The following is a 13,433-nucleotide window of genomic DNA, read 5'->3' on the forward strand; positions in this document are numbered from 1 at the left end:
GTCAGCCGGCGGCCGCGAGCAGCACGCTCGCGCCGAGCGCCAGCCCGGTGCCGGTGAGCTGCAGGCCGCTGAGCCGCTCGTGCAGCACGAACCGGGCGAGCACCACCACGACCACCGGGTAGAGCGACACGACGACCGACGTGAGCCCGAGGTCGCCGGCGCGGGTGGCCAGCAGGAACAGCGCGTTGGCGACGGTGTCGAGCATCCCGCTGGCCACACCCAGCCACAGCACCCCGCGGGCGGGCACGCCGCGCAGCCCGGGCCGCGACAGGACGACCGTACCCAGCACGACCGCCGTGGCGAGCCGCCCGGACACCAGCGGCCACAGGCCCGAACCCGCCGGCGAGGCGTCGAGCGCCACGAAGAACAACCCGAACCCGACGCCGGCGCCGAGCCCGAGCAGGATCCCCGTGCGGGCTCCGGTGACGCGGTCGGTGCCCATCGTGGCCAGCACGATCGCGACGAGCGCCAGCCCCACCGCGAGCCACGCGAGCTGACCGGGCCGCTCCCCGTTCACCACGCCGACGGCGAGCGGCAGCCCGGCCCCGACAACGGCCGACAGCGGCGCGACGAGGCCCATCGGGCCGACGGCGAGCCCGCGCAGGTAGAGCATGACCCCGGCGGTGCCCGCCGCGGAGACGAGCAGGCCGCAGAGCAGCGCCGCGACCGTCGGCGGAGCCGGGACGAGGAACAGCGCCGGGATCAGCGTGACGAACCCGGCGAGCTGGGCGATCACGGTCACGACGATGACGGGGGTGCGGCGCGCGGCCAGGCCACCGGTGAAGTCGGCGATGCCGTAGGCGAGGGCGGAGGGCAGCGCGAGCGGGACGGACATCGATCCTCAGTTCATCAAGATAGACCCGTAGTACATCTCAATGAACCATAGCTCGCGGGTGGCGTCGGTACAACAGAATAGCCGTCCGGTACGGCAGAATGTCCGCCATGCCGACCCCAGACGCCGTCGCCGCAGCGGTCGGCCGCAACGTGCGCGCCCTGCGCCAGCAGCGCCGCCTCACCATCGACGCGCTCGCCGGGGCCGCCGGGGTCAGCCGCGGCACCGTCATCCAGATCGAGTCCGGCAAGGCCAACCCCAGCATCGCCACCCTCGTCGCGCTCTCCGAGGCGCTGCAGGTCGGCGTCGCCTCGATCGTCGACGCCGGCGGCGACCCGCGCGTCGTCGTGCGCCGCAGCACCGAAGCCCCGCACCTGTGGACGAGCGACGCCGGCAGCGAGGCGATCCTGCGCATCGGCACCGACCCGCCCGACCTCGTCGAGCTGTGGGACTGGACCCTCCTCCCCGGCGACGCCTTCGACGGGCTCGCCCACCCGCTGGGCACCGAGGAGATCCTCTGCGTCGTCTCCGGCCAGCTGGAGATCACGGTCGGCGAGACCAGCACCCGCCTCGCCGTCGACGACACCGTGATGTTCCAGGCCCACGCGGCGCACCGCTACGCGTGCGTCGGCGACGCGCCCGTCCGCTTCACGATGGTCGTGCTGCAGCCCGGCGACGCCGGGATCGTGCCGCCGGCCGACATCGCGCCGGCCGAGCAGTAGACCGTCAGCAGGAGGTCGCGGCGAGCGGCGCGTGCACCGGCCGCACCTCCAACGTGAGGTCGTCGACCACCGACCGGTACCGGCACGGGCCGGCCTGCACCAGCACGGCGTCGCGCTCGAAGTGCGCGTCGGTGACACCCGGCCCACCCGCCCGACCCTGGTAGACGACCGACTGCTGCTCGAACGGGCCGCCACCGGAGCGGACGACCACCGAGATCACGCGGTCCGCCGCGTGCGGGCCGCCCTCCAGCACGACGAGCCGGCGCCCGCCGTCCACGACGGTGCTCAACTCGGCGTTCTCGGTGGCGAAGCCGACCGCGACCCACACGACGGCACCCCACCCGGCCACCGCAACCACGCCCAACGCCACCACGAACCCGCGCAGGAACCCGCGCACCGGCACCGCGAACGTCGCCGTGACCAGCACGATCGCCACCGCGATCAGCGCGAGGCTGAACCAGCGGGCGTGTCGCAGGTGGAACGGGTCCAGCAGGGAGAACCCGGCGAGCAGGGCGACCACCACTGCCAGGGCCGCGAGCACGATGGTGGCGGCGGCCCGCCGGGGAAGAGGCACGAGCGCATCCTGGCGCACCGCGGGTCGGTCGGCCGGGCGGGGTCGCCGCCGCTCAGGCCACCGACGTGGCGATCTCCTCCAGCAGCGCGGCGATGCGGTGTCGCGGCAGGTCGAGCAGCCGCAACCCGGGCGGGACGGTGACGGCGGCCCGCGCCGCGTCGCGGGAGTGGCCGGCGTGCCGCACCAGCGCGTCGCGCCAGGCCGAGGCGAGGGTCGCGGTCGCGCGGTCGAGCACGTGGCGCTGCACGCGCCGCGCGGTGTCGAGCTCCCCGACGGGCACCGGTTCCGCCGTCACGGTCGCCAACCCGCGGGCGGGATGGTGCCGGCGCACGTCGAGCGCGTACTTGAGCCCCACGAACGGGACGGGCGCGGCGAGGTCAGGGTGGCCATCGGGCACGACGGCGACGAGCCGCGGCACCGTCGCCGCGAGCAGGCTGCGCAGCAGCCACGGCCCGGGGTCGCCGGCGAGGTCGACGACGACGGTGCCGGGGCGCCGCCGGATGGCGGGTGGCAGTCCGCTGCCGAGGAACGTGCCGAGCCGGGTGGTGGGCGGCCCGGCCGGCCAGTCCTCGCCGACGACGCCGGCGATCTCGCCGTCGAGGAGGTTGGCGAGCTCGGGGACGCGCCGCGGCGTCGACTCGAGCGACTGCGCGCCGTGGGTGTAGATCGCGGTGCGCGGGTCGGCGCGGTCGAGGTGCCGCCAGGTGCGGGCGGTGGCGCGGCAGACGTAGAGGTCGCTGCGGGAGCCGACGGCCTGCGCGCCGCGGTAGCGGTTGAACGCCGGCAGCATGGCCTCGGTGTAGAGCCCGAGGCCGGCCAGCGCCTGCTGGACCTTGAGGCCGAGCGCGGGCTGCCCGTCGCCGGTGCCGTAGGAGATCACGACCTGGCCGTACTCGCGGTGCCGCAGCCCGCGCAGGGCCGCCGCGGCGAACAGGCGCACGCCCTCCGGCGTGTACGGCGGGTCGGTGAACGCGACGTCGGCGAACCCGACGAGGTCGGGTGGGAGACCGAAGCGCAGGTCGGCGTAGCGGCAGTCGACGGCGAGGCCGTGCGCGACCGCCGTGCGGTCGATGTGGGCGAGCAGCTCCTCGTCGACGTCGACGACGGCGGCTCGCGCGGCCGGGTTCACGAGCGTGACGGCGAGCGCGGTGAGGTCGTGGTCGCCGACGAACAGGAGCGGTGTCGTGGCCAGGTCGTACTGCTCGTCGAGCCAGCGGGCGCGGCGCAGCGCCGTCTCCGGGGTGGCGGCGACGTGGTCGAGGTCGCGCCGCGCGGCCGGCGCGCCGTCGATCCACGCGGTGAGGGTGCCGAGCAGGTCGGACCGCTCGGGGGTGCCGCGCGGCCGCACGTGCTCGGCCAGGCCGTCGGGCACGGTGGCGAGCCGGAAGGTCGCGCCGTCGGGGCGCGCGCCGGCGAGCGCCAGCACCGCCTCCACGCTGCGCCGCGACAGCCCGGTCTCGCCGACCAGCTCGGCCAGCCCGCGGGGGCGCTCGGCCACCAGCACGACCACCTTCGCGGCGCGCGCCGACCACGGCCCGAACCGCGCCACGAGCTCGTCGAGCATCCGCAGATGATCGCAGACGGCCGTCGCTCAACCGTGCGCGCGGGCTCCTGCCGCATCGGCCCTCTCCCGGGCCCTGGCCGCTGCGACGATCAGATCGATGCAGGTCGGCAGCGGCAGCCGGGTGCTGTCGAGCACCATGTCGTAATGCTCGGGAAGGGCCGGGTCGGTGCGGTAGAAGTGCCGCACGTACGCGGCGCGGGCGGCGTCGTTGCGCGGCTGCGCGGCGCGCGCCTCGTCCTCGTCGATGCCCAGTACCTGCATCGCCTGCCGGACGCGCCGCTCGGGATCGCCGTCCAGCCGCACGTGCAGCGCGCCGGGACGGTCGCGCAGCACGATCGCCGCGGCCCGACCCAGCACGACCCCGCCCTTGTCGCCGATGCAGCGCCGGATGGCGGTCTCGGTGCTCTCCAGCACCTGCTGCGGCGACAGCCACGCCGCGCGCGGCAGCTCGCAGCCGGCCATCCACTCCATCGACAGCGGCGCGGCCGCGGTCAGCCACCGCGACAGCCGACCCTGCACCTGGTCGTCGCTGACCAGCACCTCTTCCATCGAGATGCCCAGGTCGGCGGCGACCGAGCGCGGGATGGCACGGTCGAGGAACGTCACGCCCAGCTGCTTCGCCACCGCGGGGCCGACGACCGACCCGCCGGACCCGTAGGTGGCCGAGATCGTCACGACGTGCATGGCCCACCTGCTCTCCACGAGGGTGTGCGAGAAACGGTAGCCGCCCAGCAGGACGCATGCCTTCACCCGTTCGGATTCACCCCGGCGCAGGCGGCCGGTGCGGAATGATCGGGCCATGACGACGGTCCGCGACGCCACGTTCGCCGTCCTGCGGGAGTGCGGCCTGAACCGCATCTTCGCCAACCCGGGCTCGACGGAGATCCCGTTCCTCCTCGACCTGCCCGACGACCTGGAGTTCGTCCTCGCGCTGCACGAGGCGTCCGTGGTCGGCATGGCCACCGGGCACGCGCTGGCCACCGACCGGCCCGCACTGGTCAACCTGCACACCACCGCCGGGCTGGGCAACGCGGTGGGCGCGCTGGCGACCGCGCGGGTCAACCGGGCGCCGCTGGTGGTGCTCGTCGGCCAGCAGGACCGGCGCCACCTCGCGCAGGACCCGTTCCTCGCCGGCCGCCTGGACGGGCTGGCCGGCACGTACCCGGTGTGGACCCACCAGCCCGTGCAGCCGCACGACGTGCCCGGCGCGATCCGCCGCGCCTGGCACGAGGCGACCCTGCGGCACGGGCCGGCGCTGGTGGTCGTGCCCGCCGACGACTGGCTGGTCGAGCTCGATCCCGAGCTCGCGGCGCCGTCCCCGCCCGTCGTCCACCGGGCCAGGCCCGACGCCGAGCCGGCGGTCGACGACGTCGTGCGGATGCTCGAAGAGGCCGGCAACCCGGTGCTGATCGTCGGTGCCGGAGCCGCCGACCAGGCGTCGTGGGACGCGCTGGTCACGCTGGCGCGACAGCTGGACGCGCCGGTGTGGCAGGAGCCGTTCGGTGCCCGGCCCGGGTTCCCGCAGGACCATCCCGCGTTCGTCGGGCACCTCCCGACCACCCGCTCGCAGGTGCGCGAGGCCCTCGCCGGCCACGACGTCGCCCTGGTGGTGGGCACGTGCGCGGTCCGCCAGTACACGTTCGAACCGGGCCCGGCGCTGCCGCCCGATCTCACCGTCGTCGTCGTCTCCGACGACCCGGACGAGCTGCTCCACAGCCACGCCGAGGTCGCCGTGCTGGCCCCGCCTGCGGCCGCGTGCGCCGCCATCAGCTCCCGGGTGACGAAGCGTGCATGGTCCGGGCGCCGGCGCCCGCAGGACGAGCCGCTGCCGGGCGGCTCGCTGCGCGCCGAGCACGTCTTCGCCGCGCTCGCGGAGCGGCTGCCGCCGAACGTGGTGCTCGTCGAGGAGACGCCGTCCACCCGGCCCGCGCTGCACCGGCTGCTCCCCGCCCGTTCGCCGTACGGGTTCGTCAGCGCGGCCATGGGCGGCCTGGGCTTCGGCCTGCCGGCCGCGGCGGGGCTGAAGATGGGCAACCCGCGCCGGCCCGTCGTGGCCGTGCTCGGCGACGGCTCCTCGATGTACGCGATCCAGGGCCTGTGGAGCGCCGTCAAGTACGGCTGCGGCGTGCTGTACGTCGTGCTGTCCAACGGCCGCTACGCCGTCATGGACCAGCTGGCCCGCCAGGCCGGTGGCAAGGGCCCGTGGCCGGACTTCGGCGACGTCGACATCACCGACATGGCCCGCGCGTTCAGCTGCGAGGCGTGGCACGTCGACACGCCCGACCAGCTCGTCGACGCCCTCGACGAGGTGGTCCCGACGCTCGCCGAGCGGAACGAACCGCTGCTGCTCGACGTGCTGGTGCCGGCGAAGTAGGCGGTCAGCGGGCGCGCATCATGGCGAGCGTCGCGAACGGCGAGTAGCGCGGCGCCCACACCGCCAGCGCGGCGGCCGCGAGCAGCCCCACACCACCGACGGTGGCGATGCCGGCGGCCAGCCCGAACGCGCCCGCGACGGCCGACACGGCGACCGGGCCCAGCGCGTTGCCGCTGTCGCTCATCACCCGCCACGCCGAGAGGAAGCGCAGCCGGTTGTCCGGCGGCGCGACGTCCGCGCCGAGCGTCATCACGATGCCCGAGCCGATGCCGTTGCCGAAGCTCATCACCATCGCGACGGCGGTGAGGCCGACGATCCCGCCGGTCAGCGGCAGCGCGATCATGGCGCCGCCGAGCACCAGCATGGACGGCACGGCGACGGCGAGCCGGCCGTACCGGTCCATCACCTTGCCCGACGGGTAGAACAGCGCCATGTCGACGGCGCCTGCGATGCCGAACACCAGGCTCGTCTCCTGCGGCCCGAGCCCGAGGTGCACCGCCCAGAGCGGCAGCACCACCTGGCGGGCGGCGCGGGTGGCGCCGATCGCGAGCACGGCGACGCCGAGCGTGAGCAGCAGCCGCCGGTGCGCCCGCACCGTCGCCAACATGCCCGTGCGCGCGGCCGCCGGGGCCGGCGTCGCGGTCCAGCCGACCGGCTCGACGTCGCGGACCACCAGCAGCACCAGCACGGTGAGCAGCGCCGTCGCGATCGCGACGCCGTACGCGGCCCGCAGCGACGTCAGCCCGATGACGGCGGCGCCAACGAACGGCCCGATGAACAGGCCGACGCGGTGCGAGCCGCCGAGCATCGACAGCGCCCGCGCACGCAGGTCCAGCGGCGCCACGTCGGTCAGGTACGACTGCCGAGCGAGGTAGAACGTCGCGTTGCACCCGCCGAGGACGAGCAGGCAGGCACCGAACCCGATCAGCGACGGGCTCAGCATCGCGCCGAGCATCACGACCGCCGACACCCCGCCCGCGACGCACATCGCCCGCCGGTCACCCAGCCGGGCGGCCAGGGCGGCGGCCGGGAGATTGCCCGCCAGCTGGCCGATCCCGAGCAGGGCGACGAGCAACCCCGCCGTCCCCGCCGAGGCGCCGAGGTCCAGCGCCGTGATCGCGACGACGGGCAGCACGGCCCCGTTGCCGATCTCGAACACCATCGCCGGCAGGAACATCGACGGCACCAGCGAACGCAACGTCGTGCTGCCGCTTGCCATAGCTAAACACCTTACGTGGCACTGCGGTGGGTCGCTGGCGCCAGGCCCCGGCACGCCGGGCATCGGGTTACGGTCGATCGCACCATGGGGACGCGCGGCGAAGCTCGATACGACGGTCACGCGGCGTGGTACGACCAGATCAACGAAGCAGGCGCGGCATGGCACCGCGAGGAGGTCGCGAGGCTGCTCGGTCGCGGGTCCGGGCGCTGCCTTGATCTGTGCTGCGGGACCGGCCAGTACGTCGCGGCGCTCGGCGACACGGGCCGGACGATCGTCGGGCTGGATCGCTCGATCGATCAGCTCAGGATCGCGCAACGGCGAGCCGGCGCCCTGGTCCAGGGAGACGCGGAGCACCTCCCGTTCGCCGACGGGACGTTCGACCTCGTCACCGCGCTGTGGATCTCCACCGATGTGGACGACCTCGCGGCCGTGATCGGCGAGGCGGCCCGGGTCCTACGCCCGGGCGGCACCCTGTTGATCTACGGCGTGCATCCGTGCTTCAACGGCCCCTGCGTGGAGGCACGTGACGACGGCGGCCAGACGGTCCACCCGGTCTACCGGGTCGCGGACTGGCACCGCGAAGCACCGTGGTGGCGCCCGGACGGCTTCCGCCGCCGCGTCGGCATGCGCCACGTCCCCTTGGCCGACCTGTTCACGGCGGTCCTGGACGCAGGCCTCGTCCTCGAGCGGGTGACCGAACACGGCCCCAACCCCCTCCCCAACGTCCTGGCGCTCACCGCACACCGACCAGACCCGTGACCGGCCGCTACCGCCCCGCAGCACGCCCTGCGAGAGGCGAGCCGGGAGCGCAGGCGACGTCGAAGGCACGAAAGGTGAGAAGACAGCGGGAGGTGCCCACGGGCGGGGGGTCCGGGGGGCGGAGCCCCTCCGGCTGGGGTGTGGGGGCTGGGCCCCCACAAGACACGCGGAACGAGCGAGGGAAGCGGCGAAGTCGCGAACAGCACAAGCCGAGTGGAGCTGAGGGGAATCGAACCCCTGACCTTCTCGATGCGAACGAGACGCGCTACCAACTGCGCTACAGCCCCGGTGCCCGGCGGGCCGGACGTAGAGACGTTAGCAGGCGTCATTCGCCGGCTGCACGCCGGTAGTCGCTGCGCGGGCAGGCGTCGAGTTCGTGCTGGTCGGGGTCGTCCTCGAGTTCCTCGACGAGCACGGTGCCGGCGGGGAGTGGGGGTGGGGGCGCGGGTTCGAGGCGGGGGAGGGCGGACTCGACGGTGAGCTCGTCGAGGGAGGTGACGATGCGGGGCAGGGGCGCGCCGGTGCCGGGGACGCGTTCGGGTTCTTCGCGGAGGAGGTCGTCGGGGTCGTCCGGCGGGTCGGCGGCTTCGACGGGGGCGGATTCGGGGGTGTCCTCGGGTTCGACCGGTGGGTGCGGGGTGTGGTCGTCGGGTTCTGCGGGGCGGCGGCGGGCGCCGGCCATGCGGGCGGCGCGGCGTTGCCGGATGGCTTCTTCGAGGCGCACCTGGCGGCGCAGGTGGGTGAGGTAGCCGACGAGTACGAGGTCGACGCCGCCGTGGGCCCACCACAGTGGGGGCAGTGCGGCTGCGGCGACGACGCCGGTGACGAGGGCGGTGAGGAGGAGGCCGAGCACGACGCGTTGGCGGTAGGCGGCGCGGGCGCGGGCGGCGGCTGCGGCGGCGTGGGGGTCGTAGCCGCCGCGGCCGGGCCGGTAGCGGGGTGGCGGCCGGTCCCAGTCGCGGTCGTCGGGGCGTGCTTCGGCGCGGGTCGGGGGTTGTTCGGAGGTGGTGCGGGTGTCGGCCATGTCGTCCACCTCCGGGTCGGGACGGCGCGGGCGGTCGAGCACCCGTCCGGCGAGGGCTGCCTCGCTGGGGCGCGCGACTTCCTGCCGTCGCCGGGCGACCGCGGGGAGGAGGATGAGCAGCCAGATGACCACCAGACCGGCGAAGATCATCGAGCTGGGCACTGCCGCTTCACCTCCCCCGGGATGCGCTGGACGGAGCCCGGCTCCGCCCGCCCCCGACGGCAAGATCGGCTCCGCGGGCCAACGGTAATGAGCCCGTGCGGGGGAACCGGGCAGCGACGCGCCGTCGCGGCGAGGTTCACTCGTGAGTCGGCACGTGCTCCGTGAGATGGGTGGGACTCCGGTGGGTGACACCGGTCGGGGCGATGGTCACTCCCGCGTCGCGCGTCCCTCCGCGATCAGCCGCCCGGTCAACCCCGTCCGGGGCAGTTCCTCCGCCGTCAGTGCGAAGGAGAGGTGGTCGCGCCACGCTCCGTCGACGTCGAGGTAGCGCCGGAAGAGGCCTTCCTGGCGGAAGCCGAGTTTGGCCAGTACGCGCAGGCTGGCGGCGTTCTCGGGGCGCACGGTCGCTTCCAGGCGGTGCAGGCCGACGGGCCCGAAGCAGTGGTCGGCAACCGTCGCGACGGCTGCGGTGATGACGCCGCCGCCGGCGACCTGCGAGTCGACCCAGTAGCCGACGTAGGCGGACAGCAGCGGCTCGCGCACCACGTTGCCCACCATGACGTGCCCGGCGAACTGCCCGTCGACGGTGACGGCGAACGGCAGCGCGGTGCCGCGCCGGGCCGCCCCGCGCAGCTGCAGCCAGCGGCCGGGCCATTCGATCGACGAGTTGCGCTGGATCCACGTGCCGGGCAGCGTCGGTTCCCACGGCGCGAGGTGGGCCTCGTCGCGGATGCGGATGGCGGACCATGCCCCGCCGTCGCGGAGGCGGACGGGGCGCAGCGCCACGACGCCGGCGCGCACGCGCAGCGCCGGCAGCTTGGCGGGCCAGCCCGGGTGGCGTCCGATCGGGCGGTCCGGCAGCGGGTAGGCCACTAGTGCCCCCCGCCGGAAGTCCGCCGACTGATTCGGCGGCCCAGCTCCACGCTGGCCGCCCCGGCGAACCGGTCGAGTACGCCCGGTACGAGCCCGGTCCGCCGGCACGCCCAGCGCGAACCTGGATCCACCGACTCAACCAACGGACTTCCGGCGGAGGACACTAGCCCGCCGGGAGGAACGCGACGGTGACTTCGTCGTTGACGGTGGCTTCCGTGACGTCCTCCGGCACGATGATCAGGCCGTTCGCGTCGCTGAGCGAGGTCAGCAGGTGCGCCCCTGACGTGCCGAGGGGCTGCACCAGGTACTCGCCCGACACCTCCTCGCGCAGCAGCCGGCCGCGGAGGTAGCCGCGGCGCCCCGGGATCGACGTGATCGGCGAGGTCAGCCGGGCCTGCATGGTGCGCCGGTGCGGCGGGCGCCCCTGGGCGTAGCGCAGGAGGGGCCGCACGAACACCTCGAACAGCAGCAGCGCCGTCGCCGGGTGCGACGGGAACAGGAAGGTCGGCACGCGATCGGGTCCGAGCCGGCCGAACGCCTGGGTGGAGCCGGGGTGCATCGCGACGCGGGTGCCGTCGAGCTCGCCCAGCTCGGCGACGGCTGCGCGGACCTCGGCCCCGGCCCGTCCGCCGACGGCCCCGCAGAGGACCACGACGTCGCTGAACGGGAGCCGGTCGGCGAGCGCGGCACCGATCTCGGCCGCGTCGCCGCGGACCAGCTGGGCTCGGGTGGCGTCGGCTCCGGCCTCCCGCGCGGCCGCGGCCAGCGCGGGCGAGCAGGTGTCGGCGACCTGGCCGGGGCCGGGTGCCCGTTGCAGGTCGACGAGCTCGTCACCCACGGAGACCACCGAGACCCGCGGCTTCGGGTGCACCAGCACCTTGTCGCGGCCGGCGGCGGCGAGCAGGCCCACCTGGGCGGGCCCGATCACGGCGTCGCGGCGGACGGCGACGTCACCGGGCTGCACGTCCTCGCCGATGCGGCGCACGTACGCCGCGGACGGCACCCCGCGGGTGACCTCGATGCGGGCGGTGCCGCCGTCGGTGTGGTCGACGGGCACGACGGCGTCCGCGAGCGTCGGCAACGGCGCCCCGGCCGCGACCGCGACGGCCTGGCGCGGCTGCAGGCGCAGCGGCTGGCGGGACCCGGCCGGGATCTCCCCGACCACGGGGATCGACACGGGGTCGACGTCGGAGGCACCGTTCACGTCGACGCTGCGCACCGCGTAGCCGTCGATGGCGGCCATGTCGAAGGCTGGCAGCGGCCGCCCGGCCACGACCTCCTCGGCGCTGCGCAGGCCGTACGCCTCCGCGATGGCGACCCGTACCGGCGCCGGGCGGACCGCTCCGCCCAGCACCCGTTCGAGCTGCTCGTCGACCGACCGCACCGCTGCCGCCCTACCCCTGCTGCAGTCGGTCGCCGAGCCAGACCCGCAGGTCGGGGCCGTACTCCGGGTGCCGCAGGGCGAAGTCGACGAACGCGCGCACGTAGCCGCCGGGGTTGCCGAGGTCGTGCCGGCCACCGCGGTGGACGACCACGTGCACCGGGTGCCCCTCCTCGATCAGCAGCGCGACCGCGTCGGTGAGCTGGAGCTCGCCACCCGCGCCGGGCTGGATGCGGTCGAGCGCGTCGAAGATCGCGACGTCGAGCAGGTAGCGGCCGGCCGCGGCGAACGTGGAGGGCGCCTGGTCGGCCGGGGGCTTCTCGACCATGCCGTGCACGCGCTTGACGTCGGCGTCGTCGGTGTCGGAGACGTCGAAGACGCCGTACGCGGAGATCTCCTCGCGCGGGATGTCGAACGCGCACAGCACGCTGCCGCCGTGTTCCGCGCGCACTGCCGCCATCTTCTGCAGCACGCCGCTGGGCAGCACGATGTCGTCGGGCAGCAGGACCGCGAACGCGGACTCGTCGGACCCGATCGCCTCCCGGGCGCATCCGACGGCGTGGCCGAGCCCGAGCGCCTCGTGCTGGGTGACGGTCTCCGCCTTGATCAGCTCGTGGGCCCGGCGGACCTTCGCGACCAGCTTCTCCTTGCCGCGGGAGGCGAGCTCCTTCTCGAGCTCGGAGGAGTCGGCGAAGTGCGCGGCCACCGCGTCCTTGCCCGGGGAGGTGACGATCAGCAGCCGCTCCGCACCCGCCTCCGCGGCCTCGGCCGCGACGATCTCGATTCCGGGCGTGTCGACGACCGGCAGCAGCTCCTTCGGCACGGTCTTCGTGGTCGGCAGGAACCTGGTGCCCAGGCCGGCGGCCGGCACCACGGCGGAGCGGAAAGGCGGAGGCGCGCTCATGGCCGGCGAGCCTATCGGCGTGGCTAACCTGACCCTGTGACGGCACACGGACAGGACCGGTCCGCGTCGCCGGACGGTGCGGTGCGGGCGGCCAAGGACCAGGTCCGCGCCCGGATCCTCGCGGCCCGGCGCGCGCTGCCGGCGCAGGAGCGCGCGGCCAGGGCCGAGGCCATCGCCGCGCACGCCGTCGCGCTCGCCGACGGCGTGTCCGGCCCGGTGTGCTCGTACCTGCCGTTCGGCACCGAGCCGGGCTCTCCGGCGCTGGTGGAGGGCCTGGTGGCAGCCGGCCACGACGTGCTGCTCCCGGTCGTGCCCGACGGCGCAGGCCCCATGGACTGGGCACCGTGGACGTCCGACGCCGACACCGCCCCGACCCGTATCGGCATCCGGGAGCCCACCGGGCGGCGGCTGGGCCCGGGTGCGATCGCGCAGGCGGCGCTCGTCCTGCTGCCGGCGCTGGCGGTGGACCGGGCAGGCACCCGGCTCGGCCGCGGCCGCGGCCACTACGACCGTTCCCTGCCCCTGGCCGCGCCGGGCGCGCTCCTGGTCGCCGTCGTCGACGACGACGAGCTGGTGGCGGCCCTGCCGGCCGAGCCGCACGACCGCCGGGTGGCCGCCGCGCTGTTACCCCGAGCGGGTGTGACGTGGCTGCGGAACAGAAACTGATCGATCCGGGTTAAACTGGCACTCAACGTGTTCGAGTGCCAGCCCGGAGGAACCCGTGCCGACCTACCAGTACGCCTGCACCGTGTGCGGCCACCGCTTCGAAGCGGTTCAGTCGTTCTCCGACGCGGCGCTGTCGGAGTGCCCGCAGTGCGCAGGCAAGCTGCGCAAGGTGTTCTCGTCCGTCGGGATCGTGTTCAAGGGCAGCGGCTTCTACCGCACCGACAGCCGCAGCGGCGGCAGCACGGTCGCTGCCGGCGACTCCAGCTCCAGCTCGTCGTCCGAGGGCTCGAAGAGCTCCACGCCGGCGGCGACCGGATCGAGCTCCAGCAGCTCGACGTCCAGCTCGACCACGTCGAGCACGACCTCTCCGGCGGCTGCG

Annotated in this window: 14 protein-coding genes, 1 tRNA gene and 1 pseudogene; 5 read left to right on the forward strand and 11 right to left on the reverse strand. The window is 74.8% G+C overall.

Translation table 11 applies throughout. The features are described 5' to 3' along the window. Position 1: 1 nt before the first annotated feature. Positions 2 to 835, reverse strand: a complete 834-nt coding sequence (locus ACQEVB_RS04370) for an EamA family transporter (protein ID WP_432965312.1) — start codon at positions 833 to 835, stop codon at positions 2 to 4. A 107-nt stretch (positions 836 to 942) separates the two neighbouring features. Between ACQEVB_RS04370 and ACQEVB_RS04375 the strand changes: the two genes are divergently transcribed. Next, the gene (locus tag ACQEVB_RS04375) at positions 943 to 1,554 is read left to right on the forward strand and encodes a helix-turn-helix domain-containing protein (protein WP_432965315.1); all 612 of its coding nucleotides are present in this window, start codon (positions 943 to 945) and stop codon (positions 1,552 to 1,554) included. Positions 1,555 to 1,558: 4 nt separating this feature from the next. Here ACQEVB_RS04375 and ACQEVB_RS04380 read toward each other — a convergent pair whose 3' ends face one another. Genes ACQEVB_RS04380 through ACQEVB_RS04390 form a run of 3 tightly spaced genes read right to left on the reverse strand, consistent with a single transcriptional unit; the run spans position 1,559 to position 4,493 of the window. Further along, a complete protein-coding gene (locus tag ACQEVB_RS04380; protein WP_432965318.1) occupies positions 1,559 to 2,128 on the reverse strand; it encodes a hypothetical protein in 570 nt (189 codons plus the stop codon). 52 nt (positions 2,129 to 2,180) lie between these two features. Beyond that, entirely contained in the window at positions 2,181 to 3,692 is a 1,512-nt protein-coding gene (locus tag ACQEVB_RS04385; RefSeq protein ID WP_432965321.1) for a bis-aminopropyl spermidine synthase family protein, read from the reverse strand. Between the two features lie 27 nt (positions 3,693 to 3,719). Further along, complete coding sequence (locus ACQEVB_RS04390; RefSeq protein ID WP_432965324.1) at positions 3,720 to 4,493, reverse strand: AAA family ATPase; 774 nt, start codon at positions 4,491 to 4,493, stop codon at positions 3,720 to 3,722. Here ACQEVB_RS04390 and ACQEVB_RS04395 point away from each other — a divergent pair. Then, a complete protein-coding gene (locus ACQEVB_RS04395) occupies positions 4,492 to 6,066 on the forward strand; it encodes a thiamine pyrophosphate-dependent enzyme (protein ID WP_432965327.1) in 1,575 nt (524 codons plus the stop codon). The genes ACQEVB_RS04390 and ACQEVB_RS04395 overlap by 2 nt on opposite strands. Before the next feature lie 4 nt (positions 6,067 to 6,070). On the opposite strand, the gene ACQEVB_RS04400 is transcribed toward ACQEVB_RS04395, so the two are convergent. Beyond that, entirely contained in the window at positions 6,071 to 7,285 is a 1,215-nt protein-coding gene (locus tag ACQEVB_RS04400; RefSeq protein ID WP_432965330.1) for an MFS transporter, read from the reverse strand. An 84-nt stretch (positions 7,286 to 7,369) separates the two neighbouring features. Here ACQEVB_RS04400 and ACQEVB_RS04405 point away from each other — a divergent pair, with 84 nt between their 5' ends. Beyond that, positions 7,370 to 8,044, forward strand: a complete 675-nt coding sequence (locus tag ACQEVB_RS04405; protein WP_432965333.1) for a class I SAM-dependent methyltransferase — start codon at positions 7,370 to 7,372, stop codon at positions 8,042 to 8,044. A 214-nt stretch (positions 8,045 to 8,258) separates the two neighbouring features. Here the strand turns inward: ACQEVB_RS04405 and ACQEVB_RS04410 are convergent. The 5 genes from ACQEVB_RS04410 to ACQEVB_RS04430 form a co-directional block, all read right to left on the reverse strand. Then, a tRNA-Ala gene (locus tag ACQEVB_RS04410) sits at positions 8,259 to 8,331 on the reverse strand. 38 nt (positions 8,332 to 8,369) lie between these two features. Then, a complete protein-coding gene (locus ACQEVB_RS04415; protein WP_432965336.1) occupies positions 8,370 to 9,230 on the reverse strand; it encodes a gephyrin-like molybdotransferase receptor GlpR in 861 nt (286 codons plus the stop codon). 207 nt (positions 9,231 to 9,437) lie between these two features. Continuing rightward, on the reverse strand, positions 9,438 to 10,103 hold the full coding sequence (locus tag ACQEVB_RS04420) for a GNAT family N-acetyltransferase (RefSeq protein ID WP_432965339.1): 666 nt from the start codon (positions 10,101 to 10,103) through the stop codon (positions 9,438 to 9,440). A 163-nt stretch (positions 10,104 to 10,266) separates the two neighbouring features. Next, entirely contained in the window at positions 10,267 to 11,487 is a 1,221-nt protein-coding gene (gene glp, locus ACQEVB_RS04425) for a molybdotransferase-like divisome protein Glp (RefSeq protein WP_432965342.1), read from the reverse strand. A 10-nt stretch (positions 11,488 to 11,497) separates the two neighbouring features. Continuing rightward, entirely contained in the window at positions 11,498 to 12,388 is an 891-nt protein-coding gene (locus tag ACQEVB_RS04430; protein ID WP_432965345.1) for a UTP--glucose-1-phosphate uridylyltransferase, read from the reverse strand. A gap of 36 nt (positions 12,389 to 12,424) precedes the next feature. On the opposite strand from ACQEVB_RS04430, the gene ACQEVB_RS04435 reads away from it, so the two are divergent. Next, positions 12,425 to 13,054, forward strand: coding sequence for a 5-formyltetrahydrofolate cyclo-ligase (locus ACQEVB_RS04435; RefSeq protein WP_432965348.1), 630 nt, complete (start codon positions 12,425 to 12,427; stop codon positions 13,052 to 13,054). Positions 13,055 to 13,109: 55 nt separating this feature from the next. After that, a pseudogene (locus tag ACQEVB_RS04440) lies at positions 13,110 to 13,250 on the forward strand (FmdB family zinc ribbon protein); the annotation flags it as partial. A 14-nt stretch (positions 13,251 to 13,264) separates the two neighbouring features. On the opposite strand, the gene ACQEVB_RS04445 reads toward ACQEVB_RS04440, so the two are convergent. Next, positions 13,265 to 13,414 carry a hypothetical protein gene (locus ACQEVB_RS04445; protein ID WP_432980719.1) on the reverse strand — a complete coding sequence of 50 codons (150 nt, stop codon included), beginning with the start codon at positions 13,412 to 13,414 and terminating at the stop codon, positions 13,265 to 13,267. Positions 13,415 to 13,433: the final 19 nt, after the last annotated feature.

It is taken from the genome of Pseudonocardia sp. CA-107938, assembly GCF_050936315.1.
Lineage (GTDB): Bacteria > Actinomycetota > Actinomycetes > Mycobacteriales > Pseudonocardiaceae > Pseudonocardia.

Excerpts from the sequence above, each read along its gene's own strand:
- ACQEVB_RS04370 (WP_432965312.1), bottom strand. The coding sequence starts at position 835 with ATGTCCGTCCCGCTCGCGCTGCCCTCCGCCCTCGCCTACGGCATCGCC.
- ACQEVB_RS04375 (WP_432965315.1), top strand. The coding sequence starts at position 943 with ATGCCGACCCCAGACGCCGTCGCCGCAGCGGTCGGCCGCAACGTGCGC.
- ACQEVB_RS04385 (WP_432965321.1), bottom strand. The coding sequence starts at position 3,692 with ATGCTCGACGAGCTCGTGGCGCGGTTCGGGCCGTGGTCGGCGCGCGCC.
- ACQEVB_RS04395 (WP_432965327.1), top strand. The coding sequence starts at position 4,492 with ATGACGACGGTCCGCGACGCCACGTTCGCCGTCCTGCGGGAGTGCGGC.
- ACQEVB_RS04390 (WP_432965324.1), bottom strand. The coding sequence starts at position 4,493 with ATGGCCCGATCATTCCGCACCGGCCGCCTGCGCCGGGGTGAATCCGAA.
- ACQEVB_RS04400 (WP_432965330.1), bottom strand. The coding sequence starts at position 7,285 with ATGGCAAGCGGCAGCACGACGTTGCGTTCGCTGGTGCCGTCGATGTTC.
- ACQEVB_RS04405 (WP_432965333.1), top strand. The coding sequence starts at position 7,370 with ATGGGGACGCGCGGCGAAGCTCGATACGACGGTCACGCGGCGTGGTAC.
- ACQEVB_RS04430 (WP_432965345.1), bottom strand. The coding sequence starts at position 12,388 with ATGAGCGCGCCTCCGCCTTTCCGCTCCGCCGTGGTGCCGGCCGCCGGC.